We start from the raw sequence: 12,459 nt of genomic DNA on the forward strand, positions 1-12,459 counted from the left end.
CAGTAGACAAAAAAAGCCGCAGCTAACCTGCGGCTTTTTTGTTTCTGGCGTCAGAAAGTTCTGTGCATTGCTCCATATACTCTTGCATGACGTCTTCCTGTATCTTTTTGATACTGCCGTCTTTTTCCATATTGCGTAATACCAACTCCAGAGCAGGCGCAAGTTGCTGGTGTCTGGTATGCAGGAAATGGTAGCCCAGCCTTTTTTCCAGCGATGGCTCGAGTATATGTATGCGGTTCAAGCCCAGCTTGCGCACCAGGCAAAAGCTGAAACGTGAGTCGACGGCAACATCTGTGCGCCCGGCATCAAGTTTTCTGAACAGGGATTCCAGGTTGGGAGCAGTTTCTTTTTGCGTTACATTCCTGAGCCTGTCTTCGAGATAGATAATCCCGCTGACATAACCGACCACATAGGGTTTCAGGCTGTCAAAGCCATCCACGCTAACATTCTTTTTCACGGCAAACACCACCGCTTCTTCATAGACGATGGGAATGTCTATTTTGATGGAATCCGGCAAGCCGGTATCGATGACCTTGGCAGAAACCGCGTCCAGCCTGCCAGCATTCCACATGTTGATGGCCCGCGCCGCAGGCGTGGCAATGAAATTGAGCTTGATACCCAGTTGTTCATACGCCTTGCTCAAGACTTTTTGAGCCATTAGGGTACTTGGACGATTAATATCAGACAGCGAAATATCCAGCCTGCGTTCTTCGCGATTCTGTGTCTGCCCCTGCACCTGAACCGGCAAGAGCAGGATGCTGCCAGTGAGTAAAAGCAGCAACAGCCATGATGTGGATAATCGCATGGGGTTCCCGGAATATGGACCATCACGGAATGATGGATGCAATCACTATTTATACACCCGTTCTGCATGCTTTTCCAGCTTATCTAAAAAACAATAACGCGACCGTAGTCGCGTTATTGTTAATCCCTGAAGCTTGAAACTCAGGCTGCCAGGCGTTTTTCCAGGGCAACGCGGGTCGCTTCCAGATCGGCAGGCAAGTGATAGGCCAGTTTTTCAAACAGCTCGGCATGCAGTTTCAATTCTGCATCCCAGGCGGCTTTGTCGATGGAAGTGATGGTATCGAACTGCGCTTGCGTGAAGTTCAAACCTTCCCAGTTCAGGTCGGCAAAGGTAGGCGTGACACCAAAGATGTTTTCCACACCATGAGCTTTACCTTCGATACGCTCAAGCATCCATTTCAAGACGCGCATGTTATCGCCAAAGCCAGGCCAGACAAACTTGCCGTTTTCATCCGTACGGAACCAGTTGACGCAGAAGATTGCTGGTTGAGTCGCGCCAGCAGCTTCTATCTTCTTGCCCATGTCCAGCCAGTGCTGGAAATAGTCACTCATGTTGTAGCCCATGAAAGGCAACATGGCGAAAGGATCACGGCGTACCACGCCTTGCTGACCAACGGCAGCAGCCGTGGTTTCAGAACCCATGGTCGCAGCCATGTAGACGCCTTCTACCCAGTTACGGGCTTCTGTCACCAGTGGCACGGTCGTTGAACGGCGGCCACCAAAGATAAAGGCCGAGATAGGCACGCCAGCCGGGTCATCCCAGGCTGCATCAATGACAGGGTTTTGGGTTGCTGCAACAGTGAAACGCGCATTTGGATGGGCGGCTTTGCGGCCGCTTTCCTTGGCGATTTCTGGTGTCCAGTCCTTGCCTTGCCAGTCGATCAGGTGCGCCGGCGCTTCTTTGCTCATGCCTTCCCACCAAACATCGCCATCATCGGTCAGGCCGACATTGGTGAAGATGGTGTTGGCAGTCAGGGACGCCATGCAGTTAGAATTGGTGGCAGTGTTGGTGCCTGGTGCCACGCCAAAATAACCGGCTTCCGGGTTGATCGCATACAAACGGCCATCCTTGCCAGGTTTGATCCAGGCAATGTCGTCACCAATCGTGGTGACTTTCCAGCCCTTGATGGCGGGAATCAGCATGGCAAAATTGGTTTTGCCGCAGGCAGACGGGAAAGCCGCTGCCACATAATGCTTTTTACCTTCTGGTGACTCTACACCCAGGATCAGCATATGTTCTGCCAGCCAGCCCTGATCGCGGCCCATGGTGGAGGCGATACGCAGTGCAAAGCATTTTTTGCCCAGTAGCGCATTGCCGCCGTAACCGGAGCCAAAAGACCAGATTTCGCGGGTCTCAGGATAATGGACGATGTATTTGGTGCTGTTGCATGGCCACGCAACATCCGCCTGGCCGTCTGTCAAAGGTGCGCCTACTGTATGTACGCAAGGGACAAAATCACCATCGCTACCCAGTACGTCATACACAGCCTGACCCATGCGCGTCATGATGCGCATGTTGACGGCAACGTAAGGGGAATCAGACAATTCCACGCCTATATGGGCGATGGGTGAACCCAGCGGGCCCATGGAGAAAGGCACGACATACATGGTGCGGCCACGCATGCAGCCATCAAACAGCGGGTTCAGGGTGGCGCGCATTTCTGCCGGCGCCATCCAGTTATTGGTCGGGCCTGCATCTTCCTTGTTGGCTGAACAGATATAGGTGCGGTCTTCGACACGGGCTACGTCCGATGGGTCGGAGCAGGCCAGATAACTATTGGGGCGCTTGGCTTCATTCAGCTTCTTCATGGTGCCAGCGGCAACCATTTGGGCGCACAGGCGGTCATACTCGTCTTGCGAGCCGTCACACCAATAGATATTGTCAGGTTTGGTCAGGGCCGCCATTTCGGCGATCCAGTTGATCAATTTCTGATGTTTCACGTAAGCGGGTGCGTTTAATGCAGCCACACCTTTCATGATGGGTTGATTCACGATACTACCTCCAATGCCATTTCAATAAAAAAACCGGTGTAGCGGCACGGCAGGATCGTCGTTAGATTGTGGCGATGCGATCGCAGGAGCGCTCAAGCAAGGCGAACACCATAGCGGCGGTTCTGTCGGATAATACGAAGACAAGAGGGTGTCTTGACTCCTGGCTTGCGCCCGGCAGGATGGCGCGGGGCGGAAGAATCTAAAAGCTACGTAGGCGGACATTGTACACGCGAGTCTGGCCGGAAGCGAATTTTGCCTCAGTTTCATTATCATTGTTTCACGTTTTGTGAAAGTGAAGATTTTTCAACCCAGGCTTGAATATAAGCAGAGAAAAAGATTTTTCCCGATTTTAAAGAATGAATAAGGATGAACCATGAAAATAGCCATACTTGATGACTATCAAGATGTAGTCAGGCAACTCTCCTGCTTTGATTTATTGAAGGATCATGAAGTTAAAGTCTTCAATAATACTGCCGTAGGTATTGGTCAACTGGCGATACGCCTGCAGCCGTTTGATGCCGTGGTGCTGATACGCGAACGTACCCGCCTGAGCCGTGCACTCATGCAAAAGCTGCCGAATCTAAAACTCATTTCGCAGACAGGTAAGGTCGCGGGCAATATCGACATCCCCGCCGCCCATGAACTGGGTATCGCCATCGCCGAAGGCACAGGGGACCCGACTGCGCCTGCCGAACTGACCTGGACCCTGATCATGGCAGCTTCACGCAAGCTGACCAGCTATGCGCAACTCTTGCAGGATGGTGTCTGGCAAACGTCTTCGCTACTCCCCGCCCACAATCAGCTGGGCCGGGTTTTGAAGCATCGCACGCTGGGTATCTGGGGTTATGGCAAGATAGGCAAGCTGATCGCTGGCTATGCTCAGGCTTTTGGCATGCAGGTCATGGTCTGGGGACGTGAACCCAGCCGTGCACTGGCAGCCGCTGATGGCTTGCTGGTTGCAACATCCAAAGAAGCCTTTTTTTCTGAGTGCGACATCATCAGCATGCACTTGCGCCTCAATGATGCCACCCGCGGCATCGTCAGCCAGGCTGATCTGGCATTCATGAAACCGGATGCCTTGTTCGTCAATACCAGTCGTGCTGAACTGGTGCAAACAGGCGCGCTGGAAGCAGCCCTGGATGCCGGTAGCCCCGGTTTTGCTGCGATCGATGTTTTCGAGAGTGAGCCTGTAGCCAAGGATCATCCTTTGCTGCACAGGGAAAATGTGCTTGCTACCCCACATCTGGGTTATGTCGAACAAAGTAGCTATGAACTATATTTCCGCATAGCTTTCCAGAATATCGTCGATTTTGCCAATGGCAATCCACAAAACATTTTGCAGATGACTTAGGCCTGCGCAGCAAGCAAGCAGACCTCATTTCATTCATGGAGATGAGGGCATTTCCCAACAGGTGAAAAATATTTCATAAATAACATTGCAAATACTTTAATTTTGTAAAAAATGCACTAAACTTTAGCATCACAGCCAGCACGCAGGGGCTAATTCGTGCGAATGGCAGATTTTCTTGAAGCAGGATATTTGCCAGTACTTGCCACCCACCAATATTTCCTGAAACTGGCATTGCCTCTATCAACCTGAAGCTGCGTCAATACTCACCGTATTGATTGCAGAGGAGAGCCTTGCGATGAGACTACAGATGCTGAATTCTGGATTGCTGAAAGGTATGTTGGGCATGCTGGCTGGACATGAGTTGAGTGTCAGTGAACGTAAGCCCCATGTGCGGCACATGATTTATGTGGCATTGCCCTGTGCCTTGTTACTGGGCCTGGCAAATTTCCTGCAATCTGGCTATCCATTGTCTGGCCTGATCGTGGCATTGGCTGCCGTGCTGGTACTAGTTGCAGCATTTTTTCTATCCAGCCAGGACAAGCTGCTGACCATGGCCGAGTCCTTGCTCTTGCTGCTTGCATTAGGCGCGAACATCACTCTGGTCTTGCTGGGCGGCATTGCAGGCAGTGGGGTCTTATGGATTTATGCCTTCCCCTTCCTGGCCTTATGGCTCAAAGGCCAGCGCCAGGGTGCGCGATGGAGTTTATTGTGGTTGCTGTCCATGTTGCTCTGCATCTGGGCAGGCAGTGAATTTCCTTTTTCCCATGTTTATGATGAAAAATTCATGGTGCAGGCAAGCGTGGCCATGTTGCTGTATGGCGGTATCGCCCTGGCCTACAATTTCAGCCACAGCCAGCTGAAAGAAAAGCTGTATGTCAGTGAACAAGGGGTACAAGCCAAGAACCGCGACTATCTGGCGAGACTGGAACAGGCTGCTTATCACGATGGCGCAACCGGCTTGCCCAATCGCTTGCGCCTGCTGGATATACTCAACCGCGAAATCAGCCTGGCCCAAGAGCGCGGGCACACCTTGCTGGTAGCTCATATACGTCTCAAAAAAACGTTTGAAACCAGCACCATCATTGGCGCAGATGCCAGCGACAAACTGATACGCAATATTGCCGCCACCATGACGGCAGCAGTAGGTTCGCGTGGCATCTTTGCACGCATAAGGCGCGATGAATTTGTATGTATCTACCGCAAGCATTCAGAAGATATCTCGGCCACCGACATCATCAAGGAAATCCTGGCTTTCCGTCTCGAGTATAAAATCAATGACTATGCCATCCATATCGATCATACGATAGGCATCGCCAGTTATCCCAGACATGGTCAGGAGGCCGAAACCCTGCTACACAAAGCGGCTCAAGCCATGTTGCAGGCGCAGTTTGCCAATCAAAGTCTGGTTTTCTTTGATGAAAGACAGGAACAGCAATTCAACCGCAAGCAACAGCTCTTCGTGCAATTGCATGAAGCTCTGCAAAAAGGCGGGCTCAGCCTGCATTATCAGGGCCTGATCGACTTGAAAAGCGGCGCGGTCATCGGTGCCGAAGCCCTGGCCAGGTGGATAGACCCGGTGTCCGGCCCTATCGCTCCTGCAGAATTCATCCCGATTGCCGAAAAGTCCGGCCTCATCAAACCGCTTACCCTTTGGGTCATGCGCGAAGCTTTTGGGCAACTTGCCAGATGGCGTGCCGAGGGACTGAATCTTCGCGTTTCGATTAACCTTTCGGCCAGATGCATATTAGATAGACAACTTGTTGATGATTTGCACGGCATGCTCAAGGAATTCAATTTGCCCGCCGAATATGTGGTGCTCGAACTGAACGAGGCGTGCCTTGCCGACGAGACGGCAACTGCCATGGAAACCATACAAAGCTTGCATAAGCTGGGGTTCTGCCTGTCCATCGATGATTTCGGTGCGGGCCACTCCTCGCTGTCTTATCTGAAAAATCTGAAGATAGATGAACTCAAAATAGATCAGAGTTTCATGCGTACCATGGCGACCGATGCCAATTGCCGCGCCATCGTGCAGTCTGCCATACAACTGGCGCATAACCTCAACCTGAAGGTCGTGGCGGAAGGCATAGAGAGCGCCAGGACCGAGCAACAATTGCAGGAAATGGGTTGTGACATAGGGCAAGGCTATTATTTCTGCAAACCCATGCCTGCCGACGTCTTCAACCAATGGGCCAGATCCTGGCAGATTAACCGGCGTGCCGTGTTGCAGGCTTGAAGCACTTCAGCTTGATTTTGCATTCATTCCTGAAAAGGCTTAGCATGCGGGTTCCTATCCATTATTCGCCATGCTTCCATGCCCTTTACACTGCAAAAAAAAATAAAACAGTTCAGCCTGGCGCTGTTGATCTGCCTGCTGTTCATGGCGGCGGCCATTTCTACCCTGGGTTTGCGCGACCAGGTCGTGGCTGCTGATCTGGTCATCGTGCCAGGCAATACCGTCAATCCTGATGGCAAGCCATCCGACCGTTTGCGTGGCCGCCTGAATGCTGCTTTGCGTTTGTATGTGGCACAAAAGTGCAAGGCTATCCTGGTCAGTGGTGGCACTGGTGTGGAAGGCCATGACGAAGCGGAAGTCATGAAAAACTACCTGGTTGAGCGAGGCGTACCGGCGACGGCTGTGTATACCGACAATCAGGGTATCAATACTTTTGCCACGGCAAAAGCGGCGGCAGCCTTGATGAGGGAAAAAAACTGGAAATCCAGCATGCTGGCCAGTCAGTTTTTCCATATCGCACGGTTTCAGCTGGCGATGAAGAAATATGGCGTCGAGCCGGTAGGGCATGTGCATTCTACTGACTACGAAATACGGGATGCGTATTCGCTGACACGTGAGGTGTTTGCGTATTTTGAGTATACGTTTAGAAATCCCCAGGTGGAATGATCTGGCAACATAGCGCTGCAAGTCTGCAACAGCACAAGCTGGATTCTACTCACATTGCGCATCTTGAGTTAAATATCCGTAAGCTTATTGCTGGCGATACCGACCAATTTATATCTGTCGTATGATTCATACATAAATACATCCATTTATAGAAAGTCCCCATCGTGAAAAAAGCAAAATTACTCAGTGCCATTACTGCTACTGTGCTGGCGATTGCCAGTTTCTCTGCAGCGGCCCAGGCAAACAAAGATACTCAGCAAATGAGTTTTCAAGGGGCTGAACTAAATGGCAAGAAAATTGCTCTCAGTGATTATGCAGGCAAGACCCTGCTGGTGAGTTTTTTTACGGCGGGTTGCAATCTCTGCGCGCGTGACTTGAAGCTCATGCGCGATTTTTATAATCGCAATGTGAAGCGCAATTTTGTCTTGCTGGCGATTAATATTGACGCCGAAAAGAAAGATTTTGATTCTTATGTGCAACTGATTAATCTGGCAGTGCCAGTCGAGCAACGCTTTCCTATCATCTGGCGCAATACGCCAGGCTATAAGGATAATTTTGGCACTATCGTCAACCAGCCCACCCATTTTGTGATCAACCCCAAGGGCCAGCTGGTCTTGAAACGGGAAGGCACTTTCCAGCCTAACGACTGGGACAACCTATGGGAATCGCTGGGTTCCTGAAATAAGGATGGAAATAAGATGGAAATGAAGTACGAAGTGCGCATAGTTGATACCAGCCATGTAGAAAATATACGTCAGTGCTTCGCCGTATTCAGCTACTTGCGGCCCCACCTGGATGAGGAAGAATTCATCAGCCGTGTGCAAACCCAGGTCGCTGAAGGGTATACCATCGCCTGCATCTATATGGATGGAGAGGCAGTCGCTGCCGCCGGTTATCGCGTGCAGCATTACCTGGCCTGGGGCAAGATACTCTATCTGGATGATTTGATTACCCACCCGCAAAAGAAAAATGCAGGTTTGGGGTCGGCGCTGATGGAATGGGTAAAACAGCAGGCAAAGATTCTGAATTGCAATGAATTGCACCTCGATACCGGCTTTCAAAGGCATGATGCACACAGGCTGTACCTGAACAATGGTTTCGACTTGAGTTGTCACCACCTGTCAAAAAAAATAGGCTGAGCTAACCGTTCAAACTCAAAATTCCAGCGGCAAACTCCAGCTTGCAGGGATGACATCATGCCTGACCACGGCACGCTGTTGCTGGCGGCGTTGCAGGCTGTCGGTGCTCCAGGTTTTTTCCCAGCCGGGTGGATAGGCCAGGCCTTCACCTTGCCAGTCTGGCAGGCGCTGGCGCACGGCAATCACTGGCAGGTGCAGCGGCAGCGGCTGCTCTGGCGTATCCGCCCCAAGGCTATACGCATAATTCGGCAGCAGGGCATCACACACCGCGGCAAACCAGGCCGTATGGTCTTCATCCTGGCCCAGAGCATTGGCCAGACCAGCGGGGTCAAAACGGGCCAGGGCCTCTATCAGTTCAGCCGTACTGGCACCGGGTGCATCGCCCCAGCCCATGACAGGGTTGAAGTTGTAATCGGCACCTGATCCATACCAGCCTTCACGCCAGGGTCTTTGCATCCAGTTGCGCGGGCCTGTGAATAACTGCCAGCGCCAGTGCAGGCCAGACGGCTTGGGCCAGCTATACAGATACAGTTTTTGATAACCTGCGGCATGCAAGTCCCTGACCATGGCCATCAAACGCGCATGCGGCATGCGCTCTGGTGGTGAACGGCGAAACAGTATGGGCTCGCCATCGGCATGCTGGACTTCATCTGTGGACAAGTTCAAATCCAGGGTACGTTTTTCATCCCCAAATCGCGCCGCCACCCAGCCGCTCAGCAAGTTCACGGCTGTCAGTACGCCATAGCCACGATGGCGGTGAAAAATAACGGTTCCGGGGGCGATCGGTTTCATATATTGGTGGTGTATCAGGAATGTATCAATATGCTGCATGCAATGAAATGCAACAGCTTAGTGTAGCAGTTTTCACTGGCCCCCTTAGCGCGTTACAATGTGTCCAATCTAAAAATTTATTCCCATCCTGTTGAGACAAAACCATGACTTTGCGTATCATCGCCACTGGCGGCACTTTTGATAAACATTATGATGAACTGGCTGGCAAGCTCAGCTTTGCTGACAGCCACCTGCCTGAAGTGTTGAAACGTGCGCGTTTGACGATACCGGTAGAGCTGGAAGTCTGCATGCTGGTAGACTCACTGGACATGAACGACAGCCACCGCAATACCGTCTTGCAGGCTTGCCAGCAATCGGCTGAAAATGCCATCGTCATCATCCACGGTACCGACACCATGCGTGAAACAGCAGAAGTACTGGGCGCGGCAAATCTGGGTAAGACCATCGTCTTCACAGGTGCAATGATCCCTTATGAAATCGCCAATTCCGACGCTTTCTTCAATCTGGGTTTTGCCTGTAGCGCAGCGCAACTCTTGCCACCTGGTGTGCATGTCGCCATGAATGGCAAGGTCTTCCCCTGGGATAATGTACAAAAAAACCGCACGGCCGGTGTCTTCGTCAACAAGTGAGATCATGATGAAACTGCTGCTGGCGACATTATTGCTGTGTTTTTCTAGCCTGACGCAGGCAGCAGAAACGCGTTTTGATTCTATCTATTTTTTTCAGTCGCAAGCCGAGCTGGAAAAAAAAGGCATTAATATCGATACCTTTGGCCGCTATACGCGGACATTGCAAACGCAGATTTACCGGGCTTTGAAAAAAGTCAAAATGCCGGAAAGTGCGGGTTATCTGGTGGTGGCGATACGCTCGGATGGCGAGGTCACCTGCTGGCTGGACATGGCACCCGCCGTGCATGAATATTACGACAACCAGATTTATGAAATCGTCAAAAAAATCCAGCCTGTCAATGTAGAAAGCGGCATCCTGGTATTTGGCATGAAGATGGCGATAGACACTGCCGTGCATACCAAAAAACCCGTACCTTCCCCTGCCGACTGGGCAGAGGCGAAAAAGAAAATGAATGACCCGAATAATATAGAAGAGCTGGTGTTATCCAGGTGGCCTGAGTAGGTATTGCTTAAGCTGCTTGCACCAACAACTTCAAGGCTGATACGAGCGCTGTACACTCCTCATCCGTACCTATTGAAATCCGCAAGAATTCACTGATGCGCGGCAGTTTGAAATGGCGCACGATGATGCCGGACTCTCGCAAACCCAGGGCGATTTCTTCTGCCGCAAAACGAGGGTGACGGGCGAAGATGAAATTGGTGGCTGACGGCAAGACTTCAAAACCCAGCTCACGCATATCTGTTGCCAGTCTTTCGCGTGTCGCCATCACTGCCTGGCAGGTTTGCAAAAAATAATCCTGATCTTCAAATGCGGCAATCGCGCCAGCCACTGCCAGCCTGTCCAGCGGGTAAGCATTGAAGCTGTTTTTGACGCGGTTCAAACCCGCAATCAACTCTGCATGGCCTGCTGCAAAACCTACCCGCAAACCAGCCAGTGAACGTGACTTTGACAGGGTGTGAACAACCAGCAAATTGGGATAGCGGTCTATCAATGCTATTGCCGTATCACCGCCAAAATCCACATAGGCCTCATCAATGACGACTACCGTATCGCAGTTCTGTTGCAGCAGGAATTCAATTTTTTCCAGTGTGACATTGCAGCCAGTAGGCGCATTAGGATTGGCAAAAATGATCCCGCCATTTTCTTGCAGATAGTCTTCCACATTCAGTTGAAATTCTGCATCTAGCGGCACGCTGCGGTGAGCTATTTCATACAGGCCGCAATACACAGGATAAAAGCTGTAACTGATGTCAGGGAAGAGCAAGGGCCGCTGATGTTTAAGCAGAGCCTGGAATACGTGGGCCAGCACTTCGTCAGAGCTATTACCAACAAAAATCTGGTCTGCCTGCAAGCCATGATACTGGGCGATGACTTTGCGCAAGTGATCCGAGCCGGGATCAGGGTAGAGGCGCAAATCGCCGTTGGTGGCTTGCTGTATTGCCGTCAGTACACAGGGTGAAGGCGGGTAAGGGTTTTCATTGGTATTGAGCTTGATGAGTTTGGCAATCTTGGGTTGCTCACCGGGGGTATAAGGACTCAGCTTGTGGACAACATCACTCCAGTATTTACTCATGATCTGACAATTCTTTTTAGCGAAAAAATTCTTTATGACCCAGCATCCAGATTGACTTTCACTCTTTGCAAGAGCTGCAGCAATTGTTCTTGCTCGTGACTATCCATTTCCTGCAAAGCCAGGGTATTTAAGCGTTTGGCTTGCTGACGCAAGACGGTCAACACGCTTTGCCCGTCCGAAGTCAGCGTCAGCCGCACATTGCGCTTGTCGCTTTCATCGGCTACTGCATCGAGCAAGCCACGGTCACGCAAGCCTTTGATCAGCCTCGCCAGTTGCGCCTTGTCGCGGCCACTGTGCTTGGCCAGGTCACTCTGGGTAGCACCGGGGTGACGACCAAAAAAGCCCAATACCTTGCCTTCCATATGGGTAATGTCATGCGGGCCGTCGCGCAGAGCCTGGTATTGCATGGAACGGTATTGATGCATGACCGTATGAATAAGGTCCAACACCCCATCCTCATTATTTCTCAGAGAATGGTTGACATTGTCATTTGTTTTGCGCATTATAGTAGATATTGTCAACTAATTTGAAGTGTGAATAAATGAGTATAGCCTCTGCAAGCAACCGCGTACAACGCATACGCCATGAAATCAAACGCCGCAACCTGCAAGTTGTCCGTGTTGAAAGCCCGACGCCGCATTTCCGCCGTATCTCCCTCAGTGGTGCCGACCTGCCGGGCTTTATCAGCGCATCTTTTGATGATCACCTCAAATTGATACTTGCCGTCGATAGTGATAATGCTGTGATGCGAGATTACACACCCAGGCATTACGACGCCGTCAAAGGCGAACTGGTGCTGGAATTTTCCATCCACGGTGACGGGCCTGCGGCTGCCTGGGCCAGCCAGGCTGATGTCGGCCATAGCGTCACTGTCGCCGGGCCGCGTGGCTCTTTAGTCATCCCGGTTGATTATGAATGGCATTTACTGGCTGGCGACGAAACAGCATTGCCAGCGATATCCAGACGCCTGGAAGAATTACCGGCTGGAGTAAGCGCGATGGTTATCCTGCAAGTGCCCCCAACTGAGCGCCGTGAATTGAGCAGTGCAGCAGATATCAGCATTGTCTGGGTAGACAGCGCACAAGAATTTCTGGATACCCTGCGCGCCCTGCCTTTGCCTACGGGTGATGGTTATGCCTGGTGCGCCGGTGAAGCTGCCACCATGGCAGCGACGCGCCGTATACTGGCGGAAGAAAAAGGCCATGCAAGTGTTGCCATGCGGGTGGCGGCATACTGGAAGCGTGGTCAAAATGCACATCATGAAAACCTGGAGTGA

13 protein-coding genes are annotated in these 12,459 nt (G+C 51.5%); 8 read left to right on the forward strand and 5 right to left on the reverse strand.

Translation table 11 applies throughout. From position 1 onward, the window contains the following. Positions 1-22: 22 nt before the first annotated feature. Both Q8K39_RS12790 and Q8K39_RS12795 read right to left on the reverse strand, forming a co-directional pair. Positions 23-805, reverse strand: a complete 783-nt coding sequence (locus tag Q8K39_RS12790) for an ABC transporter substrate-binding protein (protein ID WP_305260685.1) — start codon at positions 803-805, stop codon at positions 23-25. Positions 806-945: 140 nt separating this feature from the next. Beyond that, positions 946-2,796 carry a phosphoenolpyruvate carboxykinase (GTP) gene (locus tag Q8K39_RS12795; protein WP_305260687.1) on the reverse strand — a complete coding sequence of 617 codons (1,851 nt, stop codon included), beginning with the start codon at positions 2,794-2,796 and terminating at the stop codon, positions 946-948. Between the two features lie 373 nt (positions 2,797-3,169). Between Q8K39_RS12795 and Q8K39_RS12800 the strand changes: the two genes are divergently transcribed. The 5 genes from Q8K39_RS12800 to Q8K39_RS12820 all read left to right on the forward strand — a co-directional run bounded on the left by Q8K39_RS12800 (position 3,170) and on the right by Q8K39_RS12820 (position 8,188). After that, complete coding sequence (locus Q8K39_RS12800; RefSeq protein ID WP_305260689.1) at positions 3,170-4,147, forward strand: D-2-hydroxyacid dehydrogenase family protein; 978 nt, start codon at positions 3,170-3,172, stop codon at positions 4,145-4,147. Between the two features lie 307 nt (positions 4,148-4,454). Further along, positions 4,455-6,383: a bifunctional diguanylate cyclase/phosphodiesterase gene (locus Q8K39_RS12805; RefSeq protein WP_305260690.1), complete on the forward strand. Its 1,929-nt coding sequence runs from the start codon at positions 4,455-4,457 to the stop codon at positions 6,381-6,383. A gap of 78 nt (positions 6,384-6,461) precedes the next feature. Then, positions 6,462-7,049: a YdcF family protein gene (locus Q8K39_RS12810; RefSeq protein WP_305260692.1), complete on the forward strand. Its 588-nt coding sequence runs from the start codon at positions 6,462-6,464 to the stop codon at positions 7,047-7,049. A gap of 164 nt (positions 7,050-7,213) precedes the next feature. Then, the gene (locus Q8K39_RS12815) at positions 7,214-7,729 is read left to right on the forward strand and encodes a TlpA disulfide reductase family protein (RefSeq protein WP_305260694.1); all 516 of its coding nucleotides are present in this window, start codon (positions 7,214-7,216) and stop codon (positions 7,727-7,729) included. A gap of 18 nt (positions 7,730-7,747) precedes the next feature. Then, positions 7,748-8,188: a GNAT family N-acetyltransferase gene (locus Q8K39_RS12820; RefSeq protein WP_305260696.1), complete on the forward strand. Its 441-nt coding sequence runs from the start codon at positions 7,748-7,750 to the stop codon at positions 8,186-8,188. Positions 8,189-8,203: 15 nt separating this feature from the next. Here Q8K39_RS12820 and Q8K39_RS12825 read toward each other — a convergent pair whose 3' ends face one another. Continuing rightward, positions 8,204-8,980 carry an L-asparaginase gene (locus Q8K39_RS12825; RefSeq protein ID WP_305260700.1) on the reverse strand — a complete coding sequence of 259 codons (777 nt, stop codon included), beginning with the start codon at positions 8,978-8,980 and terminating at the stop codon, positions 8,204-8,206. A gap of 143 nt (positions 8,981-9,123) precedes the next feature. Between Q8K39_RS12825 and Q8K39_RS12830 the strand changes: the two genes are divergently transcribed. Together Q8K39_RS12830 and Q8K39_RS12835 are read left to right on the forward strand one after the other, a co-directional pair. Then, positions 9,124-9,609, forward strand: coding sequence for an asparaginase domain-containing protein (locus tag Q8K39_RS12830; RefSeq protein ID WP_305260702.1), 486 nt, complete (start codon positions 9,124-9,126; stop codon positions 9,607-9,609). Positions 9,610-9,613: 4 nt separating this feature from the next. Further along, the gene (locus tag Q8K39_RS12835) at positions 9,614-10,111 is read left to right on the forward strand and encodes a hypothetical protein (protein WP_305260704.1); all 498 of its coding nucleotides are present in this window, start codon (positions 9,614-9,616) and stop codon (positions 10,109-10,111) included. 7 nt (positions 10,112-10,118) lie between these two features. On the opposite strand, the gene hisC is transcribed toward Q8K39_RS12835, so the two are convergent. Both hisC and Q8K39_RS12845 read right to left on the reverse strand, forming a co-directional pair. Then, positions 10,119-11,183 carry a histidinol-phosphate transaminase gene (gene hisC / locus Q8K39_RS12840; RefSeq protein ID WP_305260706.1) on the reverse strand — a complete coding sequence of 355 codons (1,065 nt, stop codon included), beginning with the start codon at positions 11,181-11,183 and terminating at the stop codon, positions 10,119-10,121. A 32-nt stretch (positions 11,184-11,215) separates the two neighbouring features. Then, positions 11,216-11,632: a MarR family winged helix-turn-helix transcriptional regulator gene (locus Q8K39_RS12845; protein WP_370868595.1), complete on the reverse strand. Its 417-nt coding sequence runs from the start codon at positions 11,630-11,632 to the stop codon at positions 11,216-11,218. A gap of 92 nt (positions 11,633-11,724) precedes the next feature. On the opposite strand from Q8K39_RS12845, the gene Q8K39_RS12850 reads away from it, so the two are divergent. Continuing rightward, entirely contained in the window at positions 11,725-12,459 is a 735-nt protein-coding gene (locus Q8K39_RS12850) for a siderophore-interacting protein (RefSeq protein ID WP_305260709.1), read from the forward strand.

Origin of the sequence: Undibacterium sp. (assembly GCF_030683615.1) — a bacterium.
GTDB classification, from domain to species: domain Bacteria; phylum Pseudomonadota; class Gammaproteobacteria; order Burkholderiales; family Burkholderiaceae_D; genus Undibacterium; species Undibacterium umbellatum.